At 64.7% G+C, this 26872-nt stretch carries 28 protein-coding genes; 20 read left to right on the plus strand and 8 right to left on the minus strand.

What is annotated here, in order from left to right; all coding sequences use genetic code 11:
- Positions 1–410: 410 nt before the first annotated feature.
- The 15 genes from urtA to NLR35_RS09800 all read left to right on the plus strand — a co-directional run bounded on the left by urtA (position 411) and on the right by NLR35_RS09800 (position 14432).
- Positions 411–1733, plus strand: coding sequence for an urea ABC transporter substrate-binding protein (urtA, locus tag NLR35_RS09730; protein WP_006612152.1), 1323 nt, complete (start codon positions 411–413; stop codon positions 1731–1733).
- 140 nt (positions 1734–1873) lie between these two features.
- Positions 1874–3436: an urea ABC transporter permease subunit UrtB gene (gene urtB / locus NLR35_RS09735; RefSeq protein ID WP_306577359.1), complete on the plus strand. Its 1563-nt coding sequence runs from the start codon at positions 1874–1876 to the stop codon at positions 3434–3436.
- Positions 3433–4596 (plus strand): urea ABC transporter permease subunit UrtC, encoded by a 1164-nt coding sequence (gene urtC / locus NLR35_RS09740; RefSeq protein ID WP_257166346.1) that lies wholly within the window; start codon positions 3433–3435, stop codon positions 4594–4596. Before urtB ends, urtC begins: the two co-directional genes overlap by 4 nt.
- A 4-nt stretch (positions 4597–4600) precedes the next feature.
- A complete protein-coding gene (urtD, locus tag NLR35_RS09745; protein WP_257166347.1) occupies positions 4601–5362 on the plus strand; it encodes an urea ABC transporter ATP-binding protein UrtD in 762 nt (253 codons plus the stop codon).
- Between the two features lie 3 nt (positions 5363–5365).
- A complete protein-coding gene (gene urtE / locus NLR35_RS09750; protein ID WP_257166348.1) occupies positions 5366–6061 on the plus strand; it encodes an urea ABC transporter ATP-binding subunit UrtE in 696 nt (231 codons plus the stop codon).
- A gap of 60 nt (positions 6062–6121) precedes the next feature.
- On the plus strand, positions 6122–6958 hold the full coding sequence (locus NLR35_RS09755; protein WP_257166349.1) for an urease accessory protein UreD: 837 nt from the start codon (positions 6122–6124) through the stop codon (positions 6956–6958).
- A gap of 48 nt (positions 6959–7006) precedes the next feature.
- Positions 7007–7309 carry an urease subunit gamma gene (locus NLR35_RS09760; protein WP_257166350.1) on the plus strand — a complete coding sequence of 101 codons (303 nt, stop codon included), beginning with the start codon at positions 7007–7009 and terminating at the stop codon, positions 7307–7309.
- A gap of 124 nt (positions 7310–7433) precedes the next feature.
- Positions 7434–7739 (plus strand): urease subunit beta, encoded by a 306-nt coding sequence (locus NLR35_RS09765; RefSeq protein ID WP_257166533.1) that lies wholly within the window; start codon positions 7434–7436, stop codon positions 7737–7739.
- 4 nt (positions 7740–7743) lie between these two features.
- Entirely contained in the window at positions 7744–8283 is a 540-nt protein-coding gene (locus NLR35_RS09770) for an HD domain-containing protein (RefSeq protein ID WP_257166351.1), read from the plus strand.
- Between the two features lie 54 nt (positions 8284–8337).
- Positions 8338–10053 carry an urease subunit alpha gene (gene ureC / locus NLR35_RS09775; RefSeq protein ID WP_257166352.1) on the plus strand — a complete coding sequence of 572 codons (1716 nt, stop codon included), beginning with the start codon at positions 8338–8340 and terminating at the stop codon, positions 10051–10053.
- Positions 10054–10100: 47 nt separating this feature from the next.
- Positions 10101–10400, plus strand: coding sequence for a putative quinol monooxygenase (locus NLR35_RS09780; protein ID WP_257166353.1), 300 nt, complete (start codon positions 10101–10103; stop codon positions 10398–10400).
- Between the two features lie 40 nt (positions 10401–10440).
- A complete protein-coding gene (gene ureE / locus NLR35_RS09785; RefSeq protein WP_257166354.1) occupies positions 10441–11073 on the plus strand; it encodes an urease accessory protein UreE in 633 nt (210 codons plus the stop codon).
- Complete coding sequence (locus NLR35_RS09790) at positions 11060–11779, plus strand: urease accessory protein UreF (protein WP_257166534.1); 720 nt, start codon at positions 11060–11062, stop codon at positions 11777–11779. The genes ureE and NLR35_RS09790 overlap by 14 nt, the downstream gene beginning before the upstream one ends.
- Before the next feature lie 86 nt (positions 11780–11865).
- Entirely contained in the window at positions 11866–12489 is a 624-nt protein-coding gene (gene ureG, locus NLR35_RS09795; protein WP_257166355.1) for an urease accessory protein UreG, read from the plus strand.
- 287 nt (positions 12490–12776) lie between these two features.
- A complete protein-coding gene (locus NLR35_RS09800; protein ID WP_257166356.1) occupies positions 12777–14432 on the plus strand; it encodes an HWE histidine kinase domain-containing protein in 1656 nt (551 codons plus the stop codon).
- Positions 14433–14542: 110 nt separating this feature from the next.
- Here NLR35_RS09800 and NLR35_RS09805 read toward each other — a convergent pair whose 3' ends face one another.
- Positions 14543–15091: a sigma-70 family RNA polymerase sigma factor gene (locus NLR35_RS09805; protein ID WP_006612137.1), complete on the minus strand. Its 549-nt coding sequence runs from the start codon at positions 15089–15091 to the stop codon at positions 14543–14545.
- On the minus strand, positions 15092–15328 hold the full coding sequence (locus tag NLR35_RS09810) for a NepR family anti-sigma factor (RefSeq protein WP_257166357.1): 237 nt from the start codon (positions 15326–15328) through the stop codon (positions 15092–15094).
- A gap of 197 nt (positions 15329–15525) precedes the next feature.
- On the opposite strand from NLR35_RS09810, the gene NLR35_RS09815 reads away from it, so the two are divergent.
- Positions 15526–16329, plus strand: a complete 804-nt coding sequence (locus NLR35_RS09815) for a response regulator (protein WP_257166358.1) — start codon at positions 15526–15528, stop codon at positions 16327–16329.
- A gap of 75 nt (positions 16330–16404) precedes the next feature.
- On the opposite strand, the gene NLR35_RS09820 is transcribed toward NLR35_RS09815, so the two are convergent.
- Entirely contained in the window at positions 16405–16857 is a 453-nt protein-coding gene (locus NLR35_RS09820) for an energy transducer TonB (RefSeq protein ID WP_257166359.1), read from the minus strand.
- Between the two features lie 363 nt (positions 16858–17220).
- On the opposite strand from NLR35_RS09820, the gene NLR35_RS09825 reads away from it, so the two are divergent.
- Complete coding sequence (locus NLR35_RS09825; protein ID WP_257166535.1) at positions 17221–17658, plus strand: hypothetical protein; 438 nt, start codon at positions 17221–17223, stop codon at positions 17656–17658.
- A gap of 99 nt (positions 17659–17757) precedes the next feature.
- On the opposite strand, the gene NLR35_RS09830 is transcribed toward NLR35_RS09825, so the two are convergent.
- The 3 genes from NLR35_RS09830 to NLR35_RS09840 all read right to left on the minus strand — a co-directional run bounded on the left by NLR35_RS09830 (position 17758) and on the right by NLR35_RS09840 (position 19870).
- A complete protein-coding gene (locus NLR35_RS09830; RefSeq protein WP_257166360.1) occupies positions 17758–18201 on the minus strand; it encodes a hypothetical protein in 444 nt (147 codons plus the stop codon).
- A 97-nt stretch (positions 18202–18298) separates the two neighbouring features.
- Positions 18299–18670, minus strand: coding sequence for a YqjD family protein (locus NLR35_RS09835; RefSeq protein WP_257166361.1), 372 nt, complete (start codon positions 18668–18670; stop codon positions 18299–18301).
- Between the two features lie 81 nt (positions 18671–18751).
- On the minus strand, positions 18752–19870 hold the full coding sequence (locus NLR35_RS09840) for an AI-2E family transporter (RefSeq protein ID WP_257166536.1): 1119 nt from the start codon (positions 19868–19870) through the stop codon (positions 18752–18754).
- 226 nt (positions 19871–20096) lie between these two features.
- On the opposite strand from NLR35_RS09840, the gene NLR35_RS09845 reads away from it, so the two are divergent.
- Both NLR35_RS09845 and NLR35_RS09850 read left to right on the plus strand, forming a co-directional pair.
- Positions 20097–20840, plus strand: coding sequence for a L,D-transpeptidase (locus tag NLR35_RS09845; RefSeq protein WP_257166362.1), 744 nt, complete (start codon positions 20097–20099; stop codon positions 20838–20840).
- Positions 20841–20855: 15 nt separating this feature from the next.
- Positions 20856–21515 carry a DUF2865 domain-containing protein gene (locus NLR35_RS09850; RefSeq protein WP_257166363.1) on the plus strand — a complete coding sequence of 220 codons (660 nt, stop codon included), beginning with the start codon at positions 20856–20858 and terminating at the stop codon, positions 21513–21515.
- Between the two features lie 13 nt (positions 21516–21528).
- Here NLR35_RS09850 and NLR35_RS09855 read toward each other — a convergent pair whose 3' ends face one another.
- A complete protein-coding gene (locus NLR35_RS09855; RefSeq protein ID WP_257166364.1) occupies positions 21529–23622 on the minus strand; it encodes a methyl-accepting chemotaxis protein in 2094 nt (697 codons plus the stop codon).
- A gap of 175 nt (positions 23623–23797) precedes the next feature.
- Between NLR35_RS09855 and NLR35_RS09860 the strand changes: the two genes are divergently transcribed.
- Complete coding sequence (locus tag NLR35_RS09860; RefSeq protein WP_008960435.1) at positions 23798–23953, plus strand: Thivi_2564 family membrane protein; 156 nt, start codon at positions 23798–23800, stop codon at positions 23951–23953.
- 67 nt (positions 23954–24020) lie between these two features.
- Here NLR35_RS09860 and NLR35_RS09865 read toward each other — a convergent pair whose 3' ends face one another.
- Positions 24021–26183 carry a malate synthase G gene (locus tag NLR35_RS09865; RefSeq protein ID WP_257166365.1) on the minus strand — a complete coding sequence of 721 codons (2163 nt, stop codon included), beginning with the start codon at positions 26181–26183 and terminating at the stop codon, positions 24021–24023.
- Positions 26184–26872 lie beyond the last annotated feature (689 nt).

Below are 26872 nucleotides of genomic sequence, written 5' to 3' on the forward strand. Positions count from 1 at the left end.
TGGATAGGGGAGGATGCAAAGCCAGAAGCTCGGGTCGAGCTAAAGAACACGCGGCTTGCAGAGATCCGGCCGATTCGCCTCGATCTATCAGCTATATGGAACAGGTGGACGGCACTTTCAAGGCCGCTGCGCAACGGATCGGCGATCCAGGCGGTACCCTGCTGCTTTAAATTTAGCCAATCGAAACAAAGTGCATAAATCGTGCGCTCAATGCCAGCTGATTAATCATCGTGCTTGCCTAAAGGTGCGGCAGGTGGTTGCGACCTTCCGCCGCGATTTTGCCGAGTTCCATATTCGGGTCAATGGCTTACCGGATGTGAACGGCATGGCACGCTTCTTGCGATTCTTCCGCCGCAGACCGCCGGCCGCCTTGGCTGCGAAGCACGTCTGCGTCAGGGAGATATTACCTCATGCTTACTCGACTCACTCAGGAATTAACGGCGCCGTTCAGCCGCCGTCGCTGGCTGGCTGCTGCTGCCGGCCTGGCACTGGGCGCAGCCGGCTTCGGCCCGGCCATGGCCGCGGACGACACCATCAAGATCGGCGTTCTGCATTCTCTGTCCGGCACCATGGCCATCAGCGAGACCACGCTGAAGGATACGATCCTGTTCCTGATCGACGAACAGAACAAGAAGGGCGGCGTGCTCGGCAAGAAGCTCGAAGCCGTCGTCGTCGACCCCGCCTCGAACTGGCCGCTGTTCGCCGAGAAGGCGCGCGAGCTGATCACCAAGAACAAGGTCGCGGTCGTGTTCGGCTGCTGGACCTCGGTGTCGCGCAAGTCGGTGCTCCCCGTGTTCAAGGAGCTCAACAGCATCCTGTTCTACCCCGTGCAGTACGAGGGCGAGGAGAGCGAGCGCAACGTGTTCTACACCGGTGCGGCGCCGAACCAGCAGGCGATTCCGGCGGTCGACTACCTGATGAAGGAAGAGAAGGTGAAGCGCTGGGTGCTGGCCGGCACCGACTACGTCTATCCGCGCACCACCAACAAGATCCTGGAAGCCTACCTGAAGTCGAAGGGCGTGGCTCAGGACGACATCATGATCAACTACACGCCGTTCGGTCACTCCGACTGGCAGACCATCGTCGCCGACATCAAGAAGTTCGGCTCGGCCGGCAAGAAGACCGCCGTGGTTTCGACGATCAACGGCGACGCCAACGTTCCGTTCTACAAGGAGCTCGGCAACCAGGGCATCAAGGCCAAGGACATTCCGGTCGTCGCGTTCTCGGTGGGTGAGGAAGAGCTCGCCGGCATCGACACCAAGCCGCTGGTCGGCCACCTCGCCGCCTGGAACTACTTCGAGTCGATCAAGACCCCGGCGAACGAGAAGTTCATCAAGGATTGGCAGGCCTACACCAAGAACCCGAAGCGCGTGACCAACGACCCGATGGAAGCCCACGTGATCGGCTTCAACATGTGGGTGAAGGCGGTCGAGAAGGTGAAGTCGACCGATCCGGACAAGGTCATCGACGCCCTCCCGGGCACCGAGGCGCCGAACCTGACCGGCGGCGTGTCGAAGATGCTGCCGAACCACCACATCACCAAGCCGGTGTTCATCGGCGAGATCAAGGGCGATGGCCAGTTCAGCGTCGTCTACAAGACCAAGGATCTCGTCCCGGGCGACGCCTGGTCGAAGGAGCTCGAGGGCTCCAAGGACCTGATCGGCGACTGGGTCGGCAAGAAGTGCGGCAACTACAACGTCAAGACCAACAAGTGCCTGGGCTCGGGCACCTGATCTGAGTCGTACGACGTCATCACGATCGGAGAAGGCGGCGGACCGCGCCGCCTTCTCTCGACCTCTTGAACTCCTGCCGGGGTTGTCCAGTGCCTGCCATTGTTCTCGCGCTCGTGCGCGGCCTTCTTCTGTCCATTGCTCTGATCGTCGCGACCGCTCCGGCTTTCGCCGCCAGCTTCGAGGAATCGGTCGCCAAGTTCGCCAATGATGATTTCTCCGACACCGACGATGCGGTGGGCGAGATCGCCGTGTCCGGCAACCCGCTGGCTTTCCCCATCATCAGCGCGCTGCAGGACGAGCGGCTGATGTTCGATGCCGAGACCAAGAAGGTCTTCATCAAGCAGGCCGACGGCAAGATCATCGATGCCGCGACCGGCGCCGCCGTCGACAAGCTGCCCGACAATGCCGCGGCCGTCAGCCTCAACAACCGGCTGCGTCGCAGCGTCGATGCTGCGCTCGGCGGCCTGACCTTGCTGTCGCCCGACACCAACACCCGGCTGACCGCGGCGAAATCCGTGTTCAAGTCGCATGAAGAGGCGACGCTGCCGACCGTGGAATCGGCGCTCGCCAAGGAAACCAATCGTTCCGTCAAGCAGGCGCTCGCTGAAGCGCGCGCCGCGATCCTGCTGTTCAAGTCCGATGCCAGCGAGGTCGACAAGCTCGAAGCCGTTGCCACGATCCGCTCGCGCGGTGACCAGGAAGCGCTGGCGCTGCTGACCGAGATCAGCGGCGGCGACCAGCCGGCCAATGTCACCAAGGCGGCGGCAAGCGCGATCTCGTCGATCCAGGGCTCGCTCGCGATCTGGTCCGGCGTGCAGAACGCCTGGTACGGCCTCTCGCTCGGCTCGGTGCTGCTGCTGGCCGCGATTGGCCTCGCCATCACCTTCGGCGTGATGGGCGTCATCAACATGGCCCATGGTGAGATGGTGATGCTCGGCGCCTACACCACCTTCGTGGTGCAGGAGGTCATCCGCACGCGCTATCCGGCACTGTTCGACTATTCGCTGCTGATCGCGGCCCCGCTCGCCTTCCTGGTGGCCGGCGCCATCGGTGTGCTGATCGAGCGCACCATCATCCGCTTCCTGTACGGCCGCCCGCTCGAAACGCTGCTCGCCACCTGGGGACTGTCCCTGATTTTGCAGCAGGCCGTGCGCTCCGCCTTCGGCCCGACCAACCGCGAAGTCGGCAATCCCTCCTGGATGAGCGGCGCCTTCGAGCTGGGTCAGATCACCATCACCTACAACCGGCTCTGGATCCTCTGCTTCACCATGGCCGTGTTCGCGATCCTGCTGGCCATGCTGCGCTACACCGCACTCGGCCTCGAGATGCGCGCGGTGACGCAGAACCGGCGCATGGCGGCGTCGATGGGCATCGCGACCTCGCGGGTCGATGCGCTCACCTTCGGGCTCGGCTCGGGCATTGCCGGCATCGCCGGCGTGGCGCTGTCGCAGATCGACAATGTCAGCCCCAATCTCGGGCAGAGCTACATCATCGACTCCTTCATGGTCGTGGTGTTCGGCGGCGTCGGCAATCTCTGGGGCACCCTGGTCGGCGCCTTCACGCTCGGCATCGCCAACAAATTCCTGGAGCCGGTGGCCGGCGCCGTGCTCGGCAAGATCGCGATCCTGGTGCTGATCATCCTGTTCATTCAGAAGCGCCCGCGCGGCCTGTTCGCGCTCAAGGGCCGGGCGGTGGAAGCATGATGCCGCATATGCTCACCCGCTCGCTGGATCGCGGCGCGTCGATCTTTCTCCTGGTCGTTGCTGCCTGCGGCATCCTGATCCCGCTGTCCAACCTGCTGCTGCCGGCGGGCTCCGCGCTGCAGGTGCCGACCTATCTGGTCGCGCTATGGGGCAAATATGTCTGCTACGCGATCCTCGCCCTCTCGATCGATCTGATCTGGGGCTATTGCGGCATCCTCTCGCTCGGCCACGGCGCGTTCTTCGCGCTCGGCGGCTACGCGATGGGCATGTACCTGATGCGCCAGATCGGCAGCCGCGGCGTCTACGGCAATCCGATCCTACCCGACTTCATGGTGTTCCTGAACTACTCCAAGCTGCCCTGGTACTGGCACGGCTTCGACATGTTCTGGTTCGCCGCGCTGATGGTGCTCGTCGTGCCTGGCCTGCTTGCGTTCGGCTTCGGCTGGCTCGCCTTCCGCTCGCGCGTCACTGGCGTGTATCTGTCGATCATCACCCAGGCGATGACCTATGCGCTGCTGCTGGCCTTCTTCCGCAATGATTTCGGCTTCGGCGGCAACAACGGCCTGACCGACTTCAAGGATATCCTCGGCTTCAACGTCCAGGCGGAGGGCACGCGCGCCGCCTTGTTCGCGCTGAGCTGCCTGGCGCTGATCCTCGCGTTCCTGATCTGCCGTGCCGTCGTGTCGTCGAAACTCGGCAAGGTGCTGATCGCGATCCGCGACGCCGAGTCGCGCACGCGCTTCCTCGGTTACCGCGTCGAGTCCTACAAGCTGTTCGTGTTCACGCTGTCGGCCTGCATGGCCGGCGTCGCCGGCGCTCTGTACGTCCCGCAGGTCGGCATCATCAACCCGTCCGAGTTTGCTCCCGGCAACTCGATCGAGGCGGTGATCTGGGTCGCCGTCGGTGGCCGCGGCACGCTGGTCGGCGCCGCGCTCGGCGCCGTCGTCGTGAACTACGCCAAGACCTTCTTTACGTCGGGCGTCCTCGCCCCGTACTGGCTGTTCATGCTCGGCGCACTGTTCGTGCTGGTGACCCTGCTGCTTCCCAAGGGCATCATCGGCACTTTCAATGCATGGTGGGACCAGCTCGGCGCCACCAAGCCCAATGCCGACAGCGCCGCTCGCGAGGACGGTGTCACCGAACCCAAGATGGCGGAGTGAGCCTGTGAACGTGATGGACACCCGTGCGACCTCGTCGCTGCTCTATCTCGACGGCGTGCACGTCTCCTTCGACGGCTTCCACGCCATCAACAATCTGTCGCTGACGCTCGAGCCCGGCGAGATGCGCGCCATCATCGGCCCGAACGGCGCCGGCAAGACCACGATGATGGACATCATCACCGGCAAGACCAAGCCCGACGAGGGCACGGTGCTGTTCGACGGCAAGACGGATCTCACGCGCCTGGACGAGACGCGTATCGCCGAGCTCGGTATCGGCCGCAAATTCCAGAAGCCCACGGTGTTCGAGAGCCAGTCGGTCGAGGACAATCTGCTGCTCGCGCTCAATGTCGACCACAGCGTCAAGGGCACGCTGTTCTGGCGCGGCTCGAAGGGCGAGGCCGAGCAGATCGACCGGGTGCTCGAAACCGTGCGGCTCAAGGATCTCAGGCGCAAGCTCGCCGGCAGCCTGTCACACGGCCAGAAGCAGTGGCTGGAGATCGGCATGCTGCTGGCGCAGGATCCGAAGCTGCTGCTGGTCGACGAACCCGTCGCGGGCATGACCGACGTCGAGACGCATCAGACGGCTGAGCTGCTCAAGGAAATCAATCGGGATCACACCGTCATGGTCGTCGAGCACGACATGACCTTCGTGCGCGAACTCGGCGTCAAGGTCACCTGCCTGCATGAGGGCACGGTTCTGGCGGAGGGCACCATCGATCAGGTGTCGTCGAACGACCGCGTAATCGAAGTGTATCTGGGGCGCTAGGCGATGTTGGACGTCAAGGATATCAACCTCTATTACGGCGCCGCCCAGGCGCTGCGCGGCGTCTCCATCGCAGCCGAGCCCGGCAAGGTCACCTGCGTGCTCGGCCGCAACGGCGTCGGCAAGACCTCGCTGCTGCGGGCGCTGGTCGGACAATATTCGCTGGCGTCGGGCAGCATCACCTTCGACGGCGCCGACATCACGCACCTCAAACCCTATGAGCGGGCGCGCAAGGGCATCGGCTTCGTGCCGCAGGGGCGCGAGATCTTCCCGCTGCTGACAGTCGAGGAGAACCTCAAGACCGGCTTCGGCCCGCTCAAGCGCGCCGACCGCAGCATCCCGGACGACGTGTTCTCGCTGTTTCCGGTGCTGGAATCGATGCTCGGTCGCCGTGGCGGCGACCTGTCCGGTGGCCAGCAGCAGCAGCTCGCGATCGGCCGCGCCATGGTGATGCGGCCGAAGCTTTTGCTGCTGGACGAGCCGACCGAGGGCATCCAGCCCTCGATCATCAAGGACATCGGCCGGGCCATTTCGTATCTGCGCAATCTTGGCAACATCGCGATCGTCCTGGTCGAGCAGTATCTCGACTTTGCCTGCGAACTCGGCGACAACTTCGCGGTGATGGATCGCGGCGCGGTGAAGTTCAGCTGCACGCGCGCCAATCTCGACCAGGCCGAAATCAGCCGCCAGATGGCGCTGTGATCGTCATCTGATTTTGTGGGGCGCGGTCTTCGCTGCGTCCGGTCCCAAAGGAGGGGATCGATGCGGGCCGATCCCGCCAGCGCCGCTGCCGAGATCTTCGAGGCCAACCGCGCCCGCGGCGCGGTGCGCTTCGACGTGCGGCTGCGGGACGGCATGACGCGGCGTCATCATCTGCATGAATCCGGCTCGCTGCGCGTGCGCTTTCCCTCGCCCGAGGACGACGGCCTCTCGGCGATGTTCGTCAACACCGCCGGCGGCATCGCCGGCGGCGACAGGTTTGCGATCGAGGTTGCGGCGGGCGAAGGCAGTCGCGTCACGCTGTCGAGCGCTGCCGCTGAGAAGGTCTATCGCGCTTCCGGGCGGCCGGCCGATCTCGATATTGCGCTGAAGGTCGAGGCCGGCGCGCATATCTCGTGGCTGCCCCAGGAAACGATTCTGTTCGACCGCGCCCGCATCCACCGCCGCATCGACATCGACCTCGCCGACACCGCCTCGCTGCTCCTCTGCGAGATCGTCGTGTTCGGCCGCACGGCGATGGGCGAGCGCATGCGCGAGGGCGAGTTCGTCGACCGCTGGCGGCTCAAGCGCGGCGGCAAACTGGTGTTCGCCGAAACCGTCCGCCTCGACGGCGACATCGGCGACAAGCTGGCGCAGCCCGCCATTGCCAAGGGCAGCGCGGCCATCGGCACCGCGCTGATCGTGCCGGGCGATGCCGCTCTCGTCGAGCGCATCCGGGAGAGCCTGCCGGACTGCCGGGGAGAGGCGGCGCTGTCGGCCTGGAATGGATTTGCAATGGCGCGCTTCTGTGCCCAAGATGCCGCGAGCCTGCGCGCGGACATGATATCTGTGCTCGGCCAAGCCTCGCCCGTGCCGCTGCCGCGGCTGTGGCTCAATTAGACGTTTACCAACCGACGATTATCCAGAAGCGATCACCAGAGAAGCCGCATGAACCTGTCTCCCCGCGAAAAGGACAAGCTCCTGATCTCGATGGCCGCCATCGTGGCCCGCCGCAGGCTCGAGCGCGGCGTCAAGCTGAACCATCCCGAGGCGATCGCGATCATTTCCGATTTCATCCTCGAAGGCGCGCGCGATGGCCGCACCGTCGCCGAGCTGATGCAGACGGGCGCCCAGGTGCTGACCCGCGACCAGGTGATGCCGGGCATTCCGGAGATGATCCACGACATCCAGGTCGAGGCGACGTTTCCGGACGGCACCAAGCTGGTCACGGTGCACGAGCCGATCCGGTGATCATTGCACGTCATTCCGGGGCAGCCCGCAGGGCTGAACCCGGAATCCAGAAATTGTCTGCAATCGATTTTGAGATTCCGGGTTCGGTCCTGCGGACCGCCCCGGAATGACGGAGAAAGACCACATGATCCCCGGCGAACTCTTCATCCAGGACGGCGAGATCGAGCTCAATGCCGGCCGCAAGACCGTGACCTTGTCGGTCGCCAATACTGGCGACCGGCCGATCCAGGTCGGCTCGCACTACCATTTCTTCGAAACCAACCCGGCGCTGAAGTTCGATCGCAAGAAGGCCCGGGGCATGCGGCTCGACATCGCCGCCGGCACGGCGGTCCGCTTCGAGCCCGGCCAGACCCGCGAGGTGCAGCTGGTGGCGCTCGCCGGCAAGCGCATGGTCTACGGCTTCCGCGGCGACGTGATGGGCAAGTTGTAGACCGATGCTGAGCGGACTGCGCCTCGTCTCCGAAGCGGCCGAGCTGGCAGCGCGCCGTCATGCCGGCCGGCAGCGCAAAGGCCGCGACGAGGAGCCTTACGTCAATCACCTCGCCGAGGTCGCGAACATCCTGGCTGCGACAACGGACGGCGCGGACGCCGAGCTGGTCGCGGCCGGCTGGCTGCACGACACGATCGAGGACACTGACACCACGCGAGACGAGCTGGCGCAGCGTTTCGGCGCGCGCGTGGCCGGCCTGGTCGAGGAAGTCACGGACGACATGACCTTGCCGAAGAGCGAGCGACGCGCCGTGCAGGTGATCGCGGCGCCTGGCAAGTCCGACGGCGCCAAGCAGATCAAGATCGCCGACAAGATCAGCAACATCCGCGCCCGCATCTTCTTCGAACCCGACTTGGAGCAGCAGCTCGAGGTGATGGAGTATGTCGGCTGGGCCGAGCAGGTCGTCGCGGGCTGCCGCGGTATCAACGCGCGGCTCGATGCGCTGTTCGACGAGACCGTTTCGAATGCGAGAGGGACGCTGTGAGCGGATCGCCGGTGTCTCGACAACAAGCTATGCAGAACTAATCGGGGGCCAACGATGTCCGTCAAGATCAAGCGTTCCGTCTATGCCGACATGTTCGGCCCGACCACCGGCGACAAGGTTCGGCTCGCCGACACCGATCTCATCATCGAGGTGGAGAAGGACTTCACCACCTACGGTGAGGAAGTGAAGTTCGGCGGCGGCAAGGTGATCCGCGACGGCATGGGCCAGTCGCAGGCGACCAACAAGCAGGGGGCCGCCGACACCGTGATCACCAACGCTGTCATCGTCGACCACTGGGGCGTGGTGAAGGCCGACGTCGCGATCAAGGACGGGATGATCTCGGCGATCGGCAAGGCCGGCAATCCCGACATCCAGCCCGGCGTGACCATCGTGATCGGCCCCGGCACGGACGTCATCGCGGGCGAAGGCAAGATCCTCACCGCCGGCGGCTTCGACAGCCACATCCATTTCATCTGCCCGCAGCAGATCGAGCACGCGCTGATGTCCGGCGTTACCTCGCTGCTCGGCGGCGGCACTGGACCCTCGCACGGCACCTTCGCCACCACCTGCACGCCCGGCCCGTGGCACATCGGGCGGATGATGCAGTCGTTCGACGCCTTCCCCGTCAACCTCGGCATCTCCGGCAAGGGCAATGCGTCCCGTCCGGCCGCGCTGGTCGAGATGGTCAAGGCCGGCGCCTGCGCGCTCAAGCTGCATGAGGATTGGGGCACGACGCCGGCCGCCATCGACAACTGCCTCTCTGTCGCCGACGATCACGACATCCAGGTGATGCTGCATTCGGACACGCTGAACGAGTCCGGCTTCGTCGAGGACACGATCAAGGCCTTCAAGGGCCGCACCATCCATGCCTTTCACACCGAAGGCGCCGGCGGCGGCCATGCGCCAGATATCATCAAGGTCGCCGGCCTGAAGAACGTGCTGCCGTCCTCGACCAATCCGACGCGGCCGTTCACGCGCAACACCATCGACGAGCATCTGGACATGCTGATGGTGTGCCACCATCTCGATCCGTCGATCGCCGAGGATCTCGCTTTCGCCGAGAGCCGCATCCGCAAGGAGACGATCGCGGCCGAGGACATTCTGCACGATCTCGGCGCGCTCTCGATGATGTCGTCGGACTCGCAGGCGATGGGCCGGCTCGGCGAGGTCATCATCCGGACCTGGCAGACCGCCGACAAGATGAAGAAGCAGCGCGGCGCCTTGCCGCAAGACAAGGGCAAGGACAACGACAATTTCCGCGTCAAGCGCTACATCGCCAAATACACGATCAACCCGGCGATCGCGCATGGCGTGTCGAAGCTGATCGGCTCGGTCGAGAAGGGCAAGCTCGCCGATCTCGTGCTGTGGTCGCCGGCATTTTTCGGCGTCAAGCCGGACTGCGTCATCAAGGGCGGCACGATCGTGGCCGCGCCGATGGGCGATCCCAACGCCTCGATCCCAACGCCGCAGCCGGTGCATTACCAGCCGATGTTCGGGGCCTTCGGCAAGTCGCTGACGGCGTCCTCGGTGATCTTCACCTCGAAGGCGGCGGTGGCCGGCGGCTTGGCGCGTAAGCTCGGCCTGTCGAAGAAGCTCTATGCGGTGCAGAACACCCGCGGCAAGATCTCGAAGAAGAGCATGATCCACAACGACGCGACACCGAACATCGAGGTCGATCCCGAGACCTATGAGGTGCGCGCAGACGGCGAGCTCCTGACCTGCGAGCCGGCCGAGGTGCTGCCCATGGCGCAGCGCTATTTCATGTTCTAAACTTCCCCCCGGTACCCAGAACAGAAACGTACCGGGAGGACTGCTTCGTGATCTATGTCGTTGCCACCTTGACCATCAAGCCCGAAACACGTGCCGAATTCATTGCTGCCGCCACCGCCTGCATCGAGGGGACCCGCAAGGAACCCGGCAATATCGCCTATGATCTGCACGAGAGCGTCACGGATCCGAGCAAGATGGTCTTCGTCGAGCAGTGGGAGAACGCCGAGGCGCTGGTGCCGCATCGCGCGACCGAGCACATGAAGACGTTCGGGCGCGTGGCGGTGAAGTGCATGGCCGCTCCGCCGAAGATCGAGATCATCACGCCTGAGAAGGTCGATGTCCGCTGAGCGGAATTGAACGAGGCGAAGAGAGAATGAGGATATCAGCATGATCCGCGCCACGCGCGTGCTCGGGCAGCACCGTTGGAAAGAGGCCGCTGCCGATTCCGTCCTGCTCGATTTCGACGATCGGCACCGGCGCCGGCTGGCGATGACCGGCACGCGCGGGCTGGAATTCCTGCTGGATCTCGAGCACGCCACCGCACTTCGCGGTGGCGATGCCCTGGTGCTGGAGGACGGCCGTCTGATCGAGGTCGTCGCCGCCGCCGAGCCGCTGCTGGAGATCCGCGCCAGCGATCCGCATCACCTGGTCCGGCTCGCCTGGCATCTCGGCAACCGGCATCTGCCGACCCAGATCATGGCCAAGAGCCTGCGCATCCGCCGGGACCACGTGATCGAGGCGATGGTGAAGGGCCTCGGCGCGCGCGTCCTCAAGATCGAGGCGCCGTTCGATCCCGAAGGCGGCGCCTACGCCGAGCCCAGCCATGCGCATGGCGATGACCATCATGATCACCACGGCCATGATCACTCTCATGGTGGGCACGATCACGCGCATCACAGCCATGGTCACGACCACGCGCATCATGTGCATGATGAGCATTGCGGCCACGATCATGATCGCGACCACGACCACCATGATCACGACCATCACGGTCATTCCCATGCTCATGACCACAAGTGAGCGCACGGGCTCCTTGGAGGCGGCCCAGACCGGGTTGGACAACGCCGCGCTTTACCGGTTGCTGACCTGGCTGTCGCCGGCATTTCCGGTGGGCGGCTTTTCCTACTCCAGCGGAATCGAATGGGCCGTCGAAGCCGGTGACATCAACGACGCTGGCTCGCTTCGGAGCTGGCTTGCGACGATGCTCACCGATGGGGCCGGCTTCAGCGATGCCGTGTTCCTTGCCCATACGCACCGCGCGGCGGAATCGAGCCGCGAACTCGGCGAGATCGCGGAGTTGGCCGCCGCCTTCGTGCCGTCGCGTGAGCGTCAGCTCGAGACGACGGCGCAGGGGCGCGCCTTCATCGAGATCGCCCGCTCAGCCTGGAGCTGTCCGGGACTCGACGAGGCGGTGTCGCAATGTGAGGCGATCGTCTACCCGGTCGCTGTCGGGCTCGTCGGCGCGCTTCATGGAGTGGCGGTGGAGCCCTTGCTGCACGCGTTTCTGCATGCCTTGACGTCGAACTGGATTTCCGCCGGCAGCCGGCTCATTCCACTCGGCCAGACCGACAGCCAGCGCGTGCTGGCCGCGCTGGAGCCGGTCGTGGTCGCGACGGCCGAGCGTGCGCTGCTTGCTTCGCTCGACGACATCGGCAGCGCATGCTTCCGGGCCGATCTCGCGAGCCTCCGTCATGAGACGCAGTATACGAGGTTGTTCCGCTCGTAGGCGAAGGCGCCCGTGCCGATGCGCGGCGATCAGTTCTGGTGAATATCAGTCCCCGCCGTCGCGGGGACGGCAGAAGGGCATATGATATGGCTTCGTCTCATGGTCCGCTCCGCGTCGGAGTCGGTGGTCCCGTCGGCTCCGGCAAGACCGCGCTGATGGATCTGCTGTGCAAGTCGATGCGCGAGCGCTACGACATCGCAGCCATCACCAACGACATCTACACCAAATGGGATGCGGAATTCCTCGTCCGCTCCGGCTCGCTCACCCCCGACCGCATTGCCGGCGTGGAGACCGGCGGCTGTCCGCACACCGCGATCCGCGAGGACGCCTCGATGAATCTCGCGGCCGTCGCCGACATGCGCGCCAAGTTTCCCGGCCTCGATCTGGTGCTGATCGAATCCGGCGGCGACAATCTGGCTGCGACCTTCTCGCCTGAGCTTGCCGACATCACGATCTACGTCATCGACGTCGCGGCTGGCGACAAGATCCCGTCCAAGGGCGGTCCAGGAATCACTCGCTCCGACCTGCTGGTGATCAACAAGATCGACCTGGCGCCGCATGTCGGCGCCTCGCTCGAGAAGATGGAAACCGACGCCAAGCGGATGCGCGGCGAGCGTCCCTTCGTCATGACCAACCTGAAAAAGAGCGAGGGCCTCGACCGCATCATCGGCTTCATCGAAGCCAAGGGAGGTCTGACGCCGTCGGCCTAGCGCTTGATCCGAACGGCCGATCGCATCGTTGCTGGACGTGTCGGGGCGTTGGCCAGACGCAAAAAAGCCCACAACGGGCCGGAACAAGTTGAGCCTCTGCGTGTTGCCTCACGCCGGGGTGCGCGCCTTTCCGGAAGGAGATGGCCGGCGAATAACCGGCCGGTATCCTAGGAGAGTTTTTGTCGATTTGCCTCGATCACTTCCTGCAGGTGCGCGTTACTTGAGTAGCAGAGCCGGTTATTGAATGCCTCGTTTCCTCCGCCAACCCTTGACCTTAGAGTAAACGAGTGTTCCGGCTGGGTGTCATCATTGGTCTGATCGCGCTGGTGGGGACGGCGCTGTCCGGCTTGGCGGCCTACCGGGTCCATGATCAGGAGCTGGCTCTCGACCGCATTGCGCTGGCGCGCGCCATCGACGTCCATGCCAGCCTGGTGCAGGACCGGCTGACCGAGCGCGAGCTGCTGGCACGGGTGGCTTCAGGCCTGTTTCGGGCGCCCTCCGTGATCAAGGCCAACATGCTGGAGCCGCTGCGGTCGTCGATCTACGCCTTCAAGACCGACTTCGTGGTGGCGTCCTGGATTGCGCGACTGCGTCCGGATGAGCTCCCCGTGGCGCAGGCCGAACTGCGTCAGGCCGGCTTTCCCAACCCCACCATTCGCAATTTTGACGACACGCCGCTCGGGCCGAACGTCGACCGTCCCCTTGACGTCCTCATGGATCTCGAGCCGCGCAATGCCGAAACATCGCGGTTGCCGGGAATGGCGCTCGATAGCCAACCCATCGTCGGACCGATGCTGGCCCGGGCGATGGCGGAAGGCAAGCCGGTGGCGTCCGATCCCACGCCGCTGTTGCGGGCCAACGGTCCGGTCGGGATCGTCCTGGCGGCTCCCGTCGTCCCGCAGGGCGCGACGGCACCCGCCGGCTTCGTCACCTTCTCCTATGAGATCGGCCCGCTGCTGCTGACAAACGACGATCTCTCGCTGTTTTCAGTCGCGCTGAAGGACCCACGGAACGCCTCAGACGAGCTGGTGGCGAACGACCAGGGCGTGGTGACCAGCCGGACGCGAGGCCCCGACGATCCTTCGCCGTCCTCGACGCGCACCGTCGGGTTCGGCAACCACGACTGGTCGCTGGTGTACTACGCCAAGAGCAACGCCGTGCGGCGCGCGCAACAAACGGCGGCGATCGTCGGCGTCATCGGGCTCGCGCTCACCGGCATCATCTGCGGCCTGTTCGGCTATGTCGCGTACAACAATCTGCGGCTCAGTCGCGAGATTCAGGTTCGCATCGGCTTCGAGCGGCGCCTGACCGCGGTCATCGATGAGTTGAACCACAGGGTCAAGAACATCCTGGCGGTGATCCAGTCGATCGTCACACGGACCCTCAGGCATGGCAGCGACATCGATGTCGCCCGTGAACTGCTGATCGGGCGCATTCACGCCATGTCCAACGTCGTCACGCTGTTGAGCGAGAGTCAGTGGCAGGGCGTCCAACTGCGCGGTCTGTTCGAAGCTCGCGCCATTCCCCATGCGGAGCGGATCGCGGTCAGCGGGCCGGATATCACGGTGAGCGCGCGCGCAGCGCAGAGCCTGTCGCTCTTGTTCTTCGAGCTGGCGTCGCATTCCGATGAGGGCCTCTCGCTGGTCGGCAAGCACCCGCACATTACGGCGAAGTGGGACGTCACGGGCGAGGAGCCCAACGCCGTGTTCAACTTCCGCTGGGAGGAGCGCAACACCAGCGAAGCCACGCGGCGTCCCGACAGCGATTTCGGCCTGATCCTGCTCGACCGTGTCGCGCCGGAGGCGCTGGGCGGCACATCCAAGCGCTTTTTCACCGAAGGCAGCTACGTCTATGAGCTGACGGCTCCGATGGAGACCGTCATCGACATGACGGAGCGTGACCGCACCGAGCAGTTCTCCGCGCCGGTCCGTCCGCCCAAGTAGTTGTGCGGGTGACCCGGCCGAACCGGCGGTGGCTCATTGATTGCCCATTGCAAAAGAGGCGGCCCCGCGATGGAGCCGCCTCTTCGATTTGCTAATACCTGTGTGCGACGTCAGCCGCCGCTGCCGCCGATCACGGCCCGCACGGTCTCATCGGGACCGAAATCCTCGGCACCTTCGACGTAGAGCAGAGCCGCCAGCTTCGAACGCGCGCGGTTGACGCGGCTCTTGATGGTGCCAACAGCGCAACCGCAGATGGCGGCCGCATCTTCGTACGAGAAGCCGGACGCACCGACGAGGATCAGCGCTTCGCGTTGATCCTGAGGCAGCTTCTCGAGCGCGGCACGGAACTCCTCGAACTCCAGATGCGCCCCTTGCGAGGGATGCGTCTTGAGCGTCTTGGCGTAGTTGCCTTCGGCATCTTCAACTTCGCGCCGGCGTTTGCGGTAGTCGGAGCGGAACAGGTTGCGCAAGATCGTAAACAACCACGCGGGCAGATTGGAGCCCGGTTGAAACGAGTCGATATTCGCCAATGCCCGGAGCAGCGTCTCCTGCACCAGGTCGTCGGCGCGATCGCTGTTACCACTCAAGGAAATCGCAAATGCGCGGAGGCTTGGGACGGCCGCAAGGATATCGTCCCGCAAGGAATCAGTGAGAGGCATTCACTCCCTCCCGTCGTTCTGGTCGTTGGATCCCCCGCCGTTCTCCACGTGGGACTGAGCTGTCGGCCCATCAAGCTTGCGGATCAAATCGGTAAACCGATCGGGAACTCCCTGACGCACGACATCGTCGTACATCGCGCGGAGTTGATGACCGATCCTCGATTGGATTTCCGCGTTGAGTCCGCCGGGCTTGCGCGGTGCCGCATTCTTGCTGGCTTGAGACTTTACATCTTTCATGACCTTTTCCACGTTTCCCCGAGAGTTAAGTCCCTGAAGCTTCAAGAATTATCCTCGCCATCGAGGGGGTCTGATCGGGAACTAATGCAACCGCGCGATAAAAGTTCCACGCGTTTGGGGAACTTTTCTTGGTTTCAGGCGTAATCAGCCCATCATGGAACCCGGGCGGAAAGCCCAGATCACCAAATGGAGTGGGGATGAGCCGATCACAGCTAGTTGCTGAACATTTGCCGCTGTTGCGCCGGTATGCGCGTGCTCTCACCGGTAGCCAGGGTTCCGGAGACGCCTACGTCGGGGCCATGCTGGAGGCTCTGATCCAGGATCCGGCTTTGCTGGACGAACGGTATGGGGCACGCGCTGCGCTGTTCCGACTGTTCACACAGATCTGGAACTCCGTCGCCCTCAACGATGACGCCGAGGTGGCCACGCTGCCGATGCCGCCCGAGCGGCGCTTGTCCAACATCACTCCGCTACCGCGCCAAGCCTTCCTGCTGCTGTCCCTGGAAGGATTCCCGGAAGAGGAAGTGGCATTCATTCTCGACATCGACGTGGCGGAAACCCGCCGCCTCGCCGACGCTGCAGGCCGCGAGCTCGCGGCGGAGATCGCAACCGATGTGCTGATCATCGAAGATGAAACGTTCATCGCGATGGATCTCGAGAGCCTGGTCAAGAACCTCGGCCACAACGTCATCGGGGTCGCCCGCACCCATGCCGACGCGGTTGCTCTTGCCAAGAACAAGAAGCCCGGCCTGATCCTCGCCGACATTCAGCTCGCAGACGGCTCGTCCGGCCTGGACGCGGTCAACGAGCTGTTGCGCACGTTCGAGGTTCCGGTGGTCTTCATCACCGCCTATCCGGAGCGCTTCCTGACCGGTGAGCGGCCGGAGCCGGCCTTCCTGATCTCCAAGCCGTTCCAGCCTGCGATGGTCTCAGCCGTGGCCAGCCAGGCGCTGTTCTTCCAGCGTAATTCACGCAATCGCATGCCGAAGCCCGCGGCCTGAGACGTTTTCGATTAGGTTCAGATGGATCGGCGCGCTCTCGATGGGCGCGCCGATTTGTTTTGCGAAGATGCTTGCTCAGCAGCCGCGGCAGATCCCGTTCAGCCTGGCCTTCAGCACGGTGTCATTCAGTGTCATTTCGTCGAACTGGACGCCAGATGTGCGCCGAGGTGCAAACACGATCGGCACCATGAACGTCAGGTCACCATCAGACAGCTCTGGAGGTGGCGGAGCGAAGGGCTGGGCACGTTCGATCAAGGCCAGGGCCTCCTGGTCCAGCGCAGGGTCGCCAGTGCTCTCGCTGAGAGCGGCGGACAGCAGATGACCGGTGCGGTCGATCCGGAAGACCACCTTCGCCGTTCCGCCCTCATCGGTGGCCTGAGCCGGAGAGCGGCGGTTCAGCTTCAGCCGGACGACGAGGCTCTTGATCCAGTCGTCCTTGGCGCTGCCGGCCAGGGCAGGGGGCGGAATCAGTGTGGCGAGGATCAACGATAGTGCAAGGCCCCTCAACGCGCCGATCAGGCTCGCCATCCGCATTCCCATCCTCGCCGCGCTGCCATCGTTGGGGCCGCACAGGCTGAGATATACCGCTGGATCGATCGAGGGGGAACAGCCGCCTGCCAAGGCGGGCCAGAAAAGGATGCGGGGCACCGCCGGCATCACCACGGCGGTGCCCCGCGTCGCCGGTCAATGGGGCAGGGGGAATAACCGGCTGCCGGGATGACGCGCGAGCCGAAAAGTCGTTCCCATAGGGCACCGATATTTTTGGGGCTCCAATACTTTTGGCGAGCGGCGCCTGCTTAAGACACGGTTAAGTGATTTGTCCGTCCCAGAACCCAGTTCCTGCGACTTACGTTGAAGAGCCGATCGCCTGCGGGCGAGGGGAGCAGAGACATGTCGCAGACTGGAAAACTGGTGGTTTCGGGTGCGCTCGCAGCGTCGGTGATGCTGGTGGGTGCGATGCAGCTTGCCTCGGGACATGATCTCGCGTCGAGCCTGCCGATGCAGGCGTCTGCGCCGGAGCTTCTCGCTGCAACGGCGGGCAATGTGAATCGCGAGGGCAAATCCGACCGGGCCGCTGTGGTGTCCGCCGCCACGGCGACGCGGACCGTGTCGATCAAGCTCGGTGCGTTTGCCGACACCACATTCCTGATGAGGCTCCCGTTACAGCCCTCGGGCGCTGCTGCCGGGGCGGCGAACGCGCCGCAGGGATCCCAGATCATCAGCACGGAGAACGACCGCCCGGTGGCCAAGCCGATCGCATGCGAGCCGTCCGTGTCCGTCCTGACCGAGATCGCGAAACGCCTCCAGCCCGGCCGTTGCGTGACCTGAGGAGCGTGGTGGCGTGGGGCGGCATGCGCGGCTAATGGCGCCGGCCGGCGTCTGTCGTCACCAAGTTGATCGACGATATCCGGCCCGCCGCCGTGTTGATTACTCGGCAGCTTCGGCGCTGTCGGACATCTGACCGCGGGCGAGAAGGCCCAGCGCCAATCCCCCTACGGCCAGAAGAGGAACGAGGCGCTTGACGCCAATCATCCTGACGACCTGGAGGCCGCTCGCCAGCAGCATCGGATCAGCAAACAGGGACTGGGCAGCTGAACGCGTGGCTTCTGCCGCACGTGCCGCTCGCCTTGCGAGCGCGCGCTTTCGGGCCATGTAGCTCGCCGCCGCAATCAGGGTCGCGACGAAGAAAATTGCAGCGCCGGTGAGACACGCTGCGACCAGGCCGTAACGCTGGAAAACGGCGACGAACGCCGCCGCACATAGGAAGCAAGTGGTGATGAACAATCCGACGGCAGCGGCAAGCGCCAAAGTGGTCAGTCGGACGGTGTGACTGGTGGACTCCTTGACCTCGGCAATCATGCGCTGAAGCATCTGTCTTCTTCCCATTGATCTCGTTACCGCGTCCGACAAACTCAATCGGCGCCGAAGTGGCGCCGATCGGTCATGGTTCGATATTTGCGCCCTGATCCTAGCGCTTCCAGGTGACACCGATCAGGAAGCCAAGGCCCAGTGCAAGGCCCACGGTCGCCAGGGGACGCTGCGAGATCACGTCTTCCAGGCGCTCTTCCAGGGAATTGGCCGCGTCCTGTGCTGCCCCCAGCATTGCGCCGCCGCGCTCCGACATGTCGTCGAAGGTCTGATCCATGTTGTCGCGGGCCTGGCGATAGCCGCTGCGCGCCTGCTTGCTGGCCTGGCCGGCGAAGGCGTTGAGCGCGTCGGTGATCTGGTCGGTGAGAGCTGCGATATCGTTCTTCACGGCGTGGACATCCTTCTGCAGGCGTTCATAGTTGGCTTTGTCGGCGAGATCTCTCATCGCGGCCTCACCATCGGTCGGCGGCATCGGCAGGGCTCCGTAGCAAGGTGATGTGGGTCTGCTCGACAAACGCGAGGCGCTGAGGGAAGTTCCTTGGATGAAACCGAATTAGTCCGCCGGCAGTTGCGGCGAAGTGTCCGGCAGCAGATGCTCCTTCACGATCAGACCGACGATCAGCAGCGGTGAGGCGAGGAAGGCGCCCATCGGGCCCCACAGCCAGGTCCAGAACGCCAGCGCGATGAACACGGCCAAGGCATTCAGCGCGAGTCGCCTGCCGATGATCAGCGGCGTGACGAAATGGCCTTCCATGAAGGTGATCACGGCAAAGATGGCAGGTGCGGCCATGCCGCCGCTCAAGGTCGGAAATGCGATCGCGCCGACCAGGACCAGCACGACGAACATCGCGATCGGTCCGATGATCGGGATGAAGTTGAGCGTCGCCGCAAGCGCGCCGAGGCCTGCGGGGTTGGGCATGCCCGTGAGCGCGCAGGTGAGGCCGGTTGCGATTCCGACCCCGGTGTTGATCAGTGTGACGGTCAGCAGGTAGTTGCCGAGATGCAGCTCGAGTTCGTTCAGGATGCGCAGCGTCCGCAGCCGCGCCTCGTGATCGCCGAACGTCATGATCAGCGTGCGCCGCAGGTCGCGCCAGCTGGCGATGAACAGGACCAGCGTTGCGAAAAACAGCAGGAATTCGGTGAAGGTCGGGGTTAGAAATTCGATCGTCGGCTGCACCCAGTCGAACTTCGGAAGCTCGATGGAGGCCGAACTCGCAGTGCTGCCGCCGCCGATCGCCGTCTGCATCTCGTGCCACAATGCGAGCGGCCTGTCGAAGACGTGCAGCTTGGCCTTGAGCTGTGTGGCGAGCTCCGGCAGCCGGTTGGTCCAGTCGAGCACCGGCGCCGAAATCAGCCCGATGATGAAGGCGAGACCGGCCGCCACCGCGACCACGATCAGCACCGCGCCGACGCCGCGCGGGACGCGATAGCGCTCCAGGAAGTTGGCCGCCGGCGACAGCATGGTGCCGACCACGAACGCCATCACGATGGGGAGGAAGAAGCCTCTCGCGACATACAGCACGCCCGTCATGCAGATCGCAGCGAGGATGACCAGCGTGATCGCGACGATCTCTGCGCGCTTGATGACAGGGGGCTGTTCGTTGCGGCTCTCGCTGAGGGCAGAGCCGTCATGGCCGCCTTCCAGCAGCCGCTCGGTGGGAAGGACGCGCACCATGATTTCCCCCGAAGGAATCGACGCGTGTCGTCCCGCGTTCGTGACGTTTGCTACTTGCTGATAACGACGGGGAGAGGTTCAGGTTCCGTCGCGCGAACGTGAGTGCGACGGCGCTTGACTGACACAGAGGAGCCACATCAGGCCCGGAACCGCGGCGACCTGTCTCGCGTTTGAGGAGGCAATCACGCATCGCACCGCGATGCTCGTCCGACAGGGGGATATCATGACCAAGCTCGTCTCCGGCCAGCGCTGCCTGCTGCAGCGGACTGCATCGATGATCGCGATCGCCGCGGCGCTCGTGCTCGCTCCGGGCGCCACGGTCGCGCATGCGCAGAGTCTGGGCTACGCACCGGTCGAGCAGCAGGCCTTTCCGCCGGACGATACGGCTGCTCCGGACGTTGCGCAGGACGAAGACAGTCAGCTGCCGGATCGACTCCGCCGCACGATCGTCAATCTCGATACGCGCGAGGCGCCGGGCACGATCATCATCGATACTGCCAACACCTATCTGTACTACGTGCTCGGTGGCGGCCGCGCGCTGCGCTATGGCGTCGGCGTCGGCCGCGAAGGCTTCACCTGGGCGGGCGTGCAGACCGTCACGCGCAAGGCGGAGTGGCCGGACTGGCATCCGCCGGCGCAGATGATCGCGCGCCAGCCCTATCTGCCGCGCTTCATGGCCGGCGGCCCCGGCAACCCGCTGGGCGCGCGCGCGATGTATCTCGGCTCCAGCGAGTACCGCATTCATGGCACCAACGATCCGACAACGATCGGCAAGTTCGTGTCGTCCGGCTGTATTCGCCTGACCAATGAAGACGTGTCCGACCTGTTCAGCCGCGTGCAGGTCGGCACCAAGGTCGTCGTGCTGCCGAAGGGAGGATCGCTGCAAGCTCGCACCGTTACGCCGCGCGTGACGTCGATGACGTCCGGGCGGCAGGCGATGTCGCTGCCCGTCGCCGTCGCCAACTGATCGAGGACCCTGATCATGAATAGCCCACGGATCCTCCTGGCCATTGCGATGGCAACCGCAGCCGGGGCCGGCGTGATGGCCGGGCCGAGCGCCGCAAGCGCGCAGGATTTCTTCTCCGCGCTGTTCGGCGGCTTCAACGCGCCGCAGCGGTCGCAGCCCTACGTCCGCATGCCGTTCGCCGACGAGGCGCCGGCGCCGCGGTCGGCCCCGCGCGGCGAGGTGACCTACCGCAGCGGCGGCAGCAGCAGCGTCGCCTGGTGCGTCCGCACCTGCGACGGGCGCTACTTCCCGCTCGGCGCGACCGGCGACCAGAGCAAGGAAGCGACGTGCAACAGCTTCTGCCCGGCGTCCAAGACGGAGGTCGTCTATGGCAGTTCGATCGACAATGCCGAGACCGAAGGCGGCAAGTCGTATTCGGCGCTGCCCAACGCCTTCAAGTATCGGACCGAGATCGTCGACGGCTGCACCTGCAACGGCAAGGACCATTTCGGCCTTGCCAAGGTGTCGATCGACAACGATCCGACCTTGCGCAAGGGCGACGTGGTCGCCAGCGATGACGGCCTCAAGGTCGCCAATCGCAGCGCCGGGCGCAAGAGCGCCGAGCTGAACTTCTCGCCGGCGCCGGCGGCGCTGCGCGCGAAATATGAGCGCGCCCCCGTGATGGCCTCGGACTGATCCGGCGACGCGCTTACGCCGCGCGGATCTTGCCGAGGAAATCCGTGACCTGATGACCAAGGTTTCTGCTCTGGTGCTCCAGCGTCTCCGACGCGTTGCGCACGTTCTCGGCCGCGGCCGCCGCGGCATCGGCGTCCGACTTTACGCCGGTGATGTTGTCGGAGACGTTCTTGGTGCCGTCAGCCGCAAACTGGGTGCTACGTGAAATTTCCTGCGTCGCGGCGCCTTGCTCCTGGACGGCGGCGGCAATGGCGGTCGCGACCTCGTTGACTTCGCCGATGATGCCGCCGATGCGCTGGATGGCATCGATCGCGTCATTGGCGACGCGCTGGATGTCGGCGATCTGCTCCGAGATTTCGTCGGTCGCCTTCGCCGTCTGGCTCGCCAAGGTCTTGACCTCGGACGCGACGACCGCAAAGCCCTTGCCGGCCTCGCCGGCGCGCGCCGCCTCGATGGTCGCGTTGAGCGCCAGCAGATTGGTCTGCGAGGCGATGCTGTTGATCAGGCCGACGACCTCGCCGATGCGGTTGGCCGATTGCGACAGACCCTGCACGGTGCCGTCGGTCATGCGCGCCTGCTCGACGGCGCGGCTGGCGATCCCAGCGGCATGCGAGGCCTGCTTGGAGATGTCGGCGATCGAGGCGTTGAGCTCCTCCGCCGCCGAGGCCACCGTCTGCACGCTCATCGAGGCGTCATTCGAGGCCTTCGAGGCCACCTCGGCGCGGGTATTGGTCTGCCGCGAAACGTTGGTCAGGCCCGCCGACGTCGCCTGCATGTCGGACGACGCGCGGCCAAGCTGCTCCAGCGAGCCACGCACCAGCCCTTCGAACTCCGCCACATAGGTTTCGATCAAGCGCTGTCGCGCCGTTGCGGCCGCGTTACGCTCGCGCTCCTGGGCCTCGATTGCGAGCTTCTCGGTGGCCTGCTGCTTGAACGTCTCGAGCGCCTTGGCAAGCGCCCCGATCTCGTCCTGGCGCCCGGAGTAGCCGGTGTCGACGCCGAGATCGCCGCCCGCGACAGCCAGCATGGCATCGCGCATGCGATTGAGCGGCTGGATCACCCGGCGGCTGAGGCCCGCCATTGCGCCGATGCCCGCCGCGACGGCGGCAAAGAGCAGCGACAACTGGACGATCAACGAACGGGTCGCGGCGCTGCGCTCGGCCTGGGTAAACTCCTTCGCCGTCTGCAGCGCCGATTCTGCGACCTTCACCGCGCTGGTCATGCGCGAGACGGAGAAGGCGCTCCACTGATTGCCGGTCATTTCCGGCTTCTCGCCCTTGGCGATGGCTGCCACCATGCGATCGCGGGCGCCGGTGTACTGGCCATCGAAGTAGGACGTCTTCGTCTCCGCCATGGCGGCGGCGAGCGCAGTCGGCAGCTCCATGCCCGACGTTGCAAGCTCAAGCGCCTTCCACGCCGCTTCGGCGCCGCCCACCAGCTTGGTGTAGGCGGTCTGCGCTTCCGGCGTGACCTTGCCGGCCAACAGCATGCTGCCGACGGCGGCCGAGGCGTCGCCGGTGGTGCTGCGGAGCAGCCACGCCGTTTGCTTGATCGCCAGCAACTGATCGACAGTTGCGCTCTGGTGGTTGACGCTCGACGTGAGCACGTTGGCGAGATTTTCGGTCAAGGCCAGGACTGCGTCCTGCGCCTCGACGTATTCCTTGGCCAAGGCGAGGCGGCGCGACGCCTTCGGCTTGGCGATCTCGGTCCAGTACTCCATCTGCTGCGCGAGCTGCAGCTTGTTCAGGCGAACGAACTCGGGCATCAACTCGGCTCGCCGCGGAAATTCGAGCGTCGACAGAATTTCGATCGCGCGTGCCGCGGCCGGCATCATCGCGTCGCGCAGGCCGCGCAAATACTTCTCCGTATCTGCGTCCAGCATGGCGTCCGCATTCAGGGTGCGGGGCGTCGTCGTGCGATCGGCGCGCAGATTGGTCATCACCATGAAGATCTCGGAAGACGCATCGGCGACCGCCGCCATGCGGCTGGCCGTTTGCAGCCGTCCCCACGAGCTCCAGGCGCTCAGCGAAAAGACGGCCACGACCACCAAGGCGGTGAGCGCGATCACGGTCTTGAGCAGCGCAGAAATGGTCAGGCGATTGAGCATTTTTATCTCCGATTCACCTCATTCGATCGGAAAGCAGTAAAAAACTGGATGATCATTCGCTCCGTGGAACTACGGGGAAACGGGATTGTGTCTCAGTTCCGGTTTGGGAACTTCAGGCGTTCGAACGGGTTAGCTCGGCAGAACCAGCGCATCCATGTCTCCCAGGGGCCCAGCCATGATCGTCAGTGCTCTCGTCACCTTCCTCGTCGTCATCCTGATCCTGTATCTGATCAACCTGCTGCCGCTGGATGGCCGGGCCAAGCAGATCTGCCGGGTCATCGTCATCGTGCTCGGCGTGATCTCGCTGCTGAAATACATCGCGGTGTTCTAGTCGGGTTTCATGTTACCTCCCTCAGACTAAAAAAAAGCCCCGGCGGATGGCCGGGGCTTTCTTGTCATCAGGCCTTCGCTTTCGCCTCGCGCCGGCGAGCGGTGAGAATGTACTCAGTGTAGCCGTTCGGCTGCGTGCGACCTTCGAACACGAGGTCGCAGGCCGCCTTGAACGCGACGCCGTCGAATGACGGCGCCATCGGCTGGTACAGCGGGTCGCCGGCATTCTGCTTGTCGACCACGACAGCCATGCGCTTCAGCGAATCCATCACCTGCTCCTTGCTGACCACGCCGTGGTGCAGCCAGTTGGCGAGGTGCTGGCTGGAGATGCGCAGGGTCGCGCGGTCCTCCATCAGGCCGACATCATGGATGTCCGGCACCTTGGAGCAGCCGACGCCCTGGTCGATCCAGCGCACGACATAGCCGAGGATGCCCTGGCAATTGTTGTCGATCTCCTGGCGGACGTCGTCCGGCGCCCAGTTCGAGTTCGAGACGGGGATGGTGAGAATGTCGCCGAGCTTGGCGCGCGGGCCGCCCTTGGTGAGCTCGTCCTGGCGGGCCTTCACGTTGACCTGGTGATAGTGCAGGGCGTGCAGGGTCGCCGCCGTCGGCGACGGCACCCAGGCCGTGGTGGCGCCCGCCTGCGGATGGCCGATCTTCTGCGCCAGCATGTCCGCCATCTTGTCCGGCGCCGCCCACATGCCCTTGCCGATCTGGGCATGGCCGGGGAGACCGTCGATCAGGCCCATGTCGACGTTCCAGTCCTCATAGGCCTTGATCCAGGGCTGCGCCTTCATCTCGTTCTTGCGGATCATCGGACCCGCTTCCATCGAGGTGTGGATCTCGTCGCCGGTGCGGTCGAGGAAGCCGGTGTTGATGAACACGATGCGCTTGGAGGCTTGCTGGATGCAGGCCTTGAGGTTGACCGTGGTGCGGCGCTCCTCGTCCATGATGCCGACTTTCATGCTGTTCTCGGGCAGGCCGAGCAGCTTCTCGACGCGGGCGAACAGCTCGACCGTCAGCGCCACCTCGTCGGGGCCGTGCATCTTCGGCTTGACGATGTAGATCGAGCCGGTGCGGCTGTTCTTGGTCTTTGAGCTGCCCTTGAGGTCGTGGATCGCCAGCAGGCCGGTCACCGCGGCGTCGAGGATGCCCTCCGGAATCTCTTCGCCGTCAGCGCCGAGCACGGCGTCGGTGAACATGTGGTGTCCGCAATTCCTGATCAGCAGCAGGCTGCGGCCGTGCAAAGTGAGCGTGCCGCCGGACGGCGTCGTGTAGCTGCGATCGCTGTTGAGAGCGCGGGTCAGCGTCTTGCCGCCCTTCTCGAAATCGGCAGACAGCGTGCCGTTCATCAGGCCGAGCGTGTTGCGATAGACCAGCACCTTGTCCTCGGCGTCGACGGCGGCGACCGAGTCCTCCATGTCGAGGATGGTCGAGACCGCGGCCTCCAGGATCATGTCGGAGACGCCGGCCGGATCGTCCTTGCCGATGACGTGGCTGCGGTCGATCACGACCTCGATGTGCAGGCCGTTGTTGGCCAGCAGGATCACGGAGGGCGCCTCGGCCGAACCCTGGTAGCCGGCGAACTGCGCGGCATCCTTCAGCGCGGTGGCGTTGCCGCTCTTCAGCTTGGCTGAAAGTTGTCCGGCGATGACGCTGTAGGCGGTCACGTCGGTGTGGCTGCCGGTGGCGAGCGGCGCGGCGGCGTCGAGGAAGGCCTTGGCCTTGGCAATCACCTTGTCGCCGCGGCCCTTGTTGTAGCCACGGCCGGCCTCGCCCGGATCATGCGGGATGGCGTCAGTGCCGTAGAAAGCGTCGTACAGCGAGCCCCAGCGCGCGTTCGCCGCGTTCAGGGCGTAGCGGGCGTTGGTCAGCGGCACCACCAGCTGCGGGCCGCAGATCTTGCCGATCTCGTCGTCGACATTGGCGGTCTCGACCTTGTGGGTCGCCGGCTCGGGCAGCAGGTAGCCGATCTCCTTCAGGAACGCCGTGTAGGCGCCGAGATCGAAGGCCTTGCCCTTGTTGGCGAGGTGCCAGGCGTCGACCTTGTCCTGCAGGGCATCGCGAAAAGCGAGCAGCTCGCGATTCCTGGGGCCGAGATCGCGCAGGATCGCCGCCACGCCGGCCCAGAACGCGTCCGGATCGATCCCGGTCTTCGGCGCCGCCTCCTTGGCGATGAAGTCGAACAGAACGGGGGCGATCTTCAGTCCATGGGCGTCGATACGGGTCATGATGAGACGTTTCTCTCGAATAAGGGCGACGTTGCGCGTGTCCGGAATGCTGAAATGGCCGCCTCTGAGGCGGCTTGTGCAGTGCATTTAGCGCCAAAGCGGGGGCCAAGGAAGGGGGGAGGGGTATCGCAGTTGGTCGGGGGAGGGGCAGGGCGGGTGGACCGGGGCGCTCTGGGAACAGCCAACAACCGTCGGCCGCCGCATTTGATCCTGCCGCCATCCTCTTCGCCGTCATCACCAGGCACCGCCGTCATTGCGAGGAGCGAAGCGACGAAGCAATCCGGGCTGCCGCCGCGGAGACAGTCTGGATTGCTTCGCTTCGCTCGCAATGACGCCTGAGGATACATCTTGCTGCCTATTTGGAACGTGCATTTGCGGACAGCTGTCCGCGTCCTCGCGGCGCGCGTTCGCGTCCGAGCTTTGCAAGTGGCTCGCCCCTCGAAACGAGAGGCGCAGGGAAGGCCGGGTGCAGGCTGCACCCATGGCCCGCCTGCAGAAAAAGAATGCAGGCGGCAGTCACCACAGGTACGAGCCGGACATCCGGCCTTCCCTGCGCGATGGATTGACGGTTGCTCCGTGGTCTCCCCGGTGCCCGGGCTTGTGGTCACCGTTGCCCGCGCGACGCGTTGGCGTCATCGCCGGCGTGGCATCAGCATCGGGATGCCAGAACCCCACGGCTTGGCCGTGCG

Origin of the sequence: Bradyrhizobium sp. SRS-191 (genome assembly GCF_024586915.1) — a bacterium.
Taxonomy (GTDB): domain Bacteria; phylum Pseudomonadota; class Alphaproteobacteria; order Rhizobiales; family Xanthobacteraceae; genus Bradyrhizobium.

Excerpts from the sequence above, each read along its gene's own strand:
- NLR35_RS09755 (WP_257166349.1), top strand. The coding sequence starts at position 6,122 with ATGCGGGCCGATCCCGCCAGCGCCGCTGCCGAGATCTTCGAGGCCAAC.
- urtC (WP_257166346.1), top strand. The coding sequence starts at position 3,433 with ATGATGCCGCATATGCTCACCCGCTCGCTGGATCGCGGCGCGTCGATC.
- NLR35_RS09855 (WP_257166364.1), bottom strand. The coding sequence starts at position 23,622 with ATGCTCAATCGCCTGACCATTTCTGCGCTGCTCAAGACCGTGATCGCG.
- ureC (WP_257166352.1), top strand. The coding sequence starts at position 8,338 with ATGTCCGTCAAGATCAAGCGTTCCGTCTATGCCGACATGTTCGGCCCG.
- ureE (WP_257166354.1), top strand. The coding sequence starts at position 10,441 with ATGATCCGCGCCACGCGCGTGCTCGGGCAGCACCGTTGGAAAGAGGCC.
- NLR35_RS09810 (WP_257166357.1), bottom strand. The coding sequence starts at position 15,328 with ATGAAAGATGTAAAGTCTCAAGCCAGCAAGAATGCGGCACCGCGCAAG.
- NLR35_RS09760 (WP_257166350.1), top strand. The coding sequence starts at position 7,007 with ATGAACCTGTCTCCCCGCGAAAAGGACAAGCTCCTGATCTCGATGGCC.
- NLR35_RS09835 (WP_257166361.1), bottom strand. The coding sequence starts at position 18,670 with ATGCCGCCGACCGATGGTGAGGCCGCGATGAGAGATCTCGCCGACAAA.
- NLR35_RS09815 (WP_257166358.1), top strand. The coding sequence starts at position 15,526 with ATGAGCCGATCACAGCTAGTTGCTGAACATTTGCCGCTGTTGCGCCGG.
- ureG (WP_257166355.1), top strand. The coding sequence starts at position 11,866 with ATGGCTTCGTCTCATGGTCCGCTCCGCGTCGGAGTCGGTGGTCCCGTC.
- NLR35_RS09820 (WP_257166359.1), bottom strand. The coding sequence starts at position 16,857 with ATGGCGAGCCTGATCGGCGCGTTGAGGGGCCTTGCACTATCGTTGATC.
- NLR35_RS09770 (WP_257166351.1), top strand. The coding sequence starts at position 7,744 with ATGCTGAGCGGACTGCGCCTCGTCTCCGAAGCGGCCGAGCTGGCAGCG.
- urtA (WP_006612152.1), top strand. The coding sequence starts at position 411 with ATGCTTACTCGACTCACTCAGGAATTAACGGCGCCGTTCAGCCGCCGT.
- NLR35_RS09845 (WP_257166362.1), top strand. The coding sequence starts at position 20,097 with ATGACCAAGCTCGTCTCCGGCCAGCGCTGCCTGCTGCAGCGGACTGCA.
- NLR35_RS09765 (WP_257166533.1), top strand. The coding sequence starts at position 7,434 with ATGATCCCCGGCGAACTCTTCATCCAGGACGGCGAGATCGAGCTCAAT.
- NLR35_RS09865 (WP_257166365.1), bottom strand. The coding sequence starts at position 26,183 with ATGACCCGTATCGACGCCCATGGACTGAAGATCGCCCCCGTTCTGTTC.
- NLR35_RS09830 (WP_257166360.1), bottom strand. The coding sequence starts at position 18,201 with ATGCTTCAGCGCATGATTGCCGAGGTCAAGGAGTCCACCAGTCACACC.
- NLR35_RS09850 (WP_257166363.1), top strand. The coding sequence starts at position 20,856 with ATGAATAGCCCACGGATCCTCCTGGCCATTGCGATGGCAACCGCAGCC.
- NLR35_RS09790 (WP_257166534.1), top strand. The coding sequence starts at position 11,060 with ATGACCACAAGTGAGCGCACGGGCTCCTTGGAGGCGGCCCAGACCGGG.
- urtE (WP_257166348.1), top strand. The coding sequence starts at position 5,366 with ATGTTGGACGTCAAGGATATCAACCTCTATTACGGCGCCGCCCAGGCG.
- NLR35_RS09860 (WP_008960435.1), top strand. The coding sequence starts at position 23,798 with ATGATCGTCAGTGCTCTCGTCACCTTCCTCGTCGTCATCCTGATCCTG.
- NLR35_RS09825 (WP_257166535.1), top strand. The coding sequence starts at position 17,221 with ATGTCGCAGACTGGAAAACTGGTGGTTTCGGGTGCGCTCGCAGCGTCG.
- NLR35_RS09805 (WP_006612137.1), bottom strand. The coding sequence starts at position 15,091 with ATGCCTCTCACTGATTCCTTGCGGGACGATATCCTTGCGGCCGTCCCA.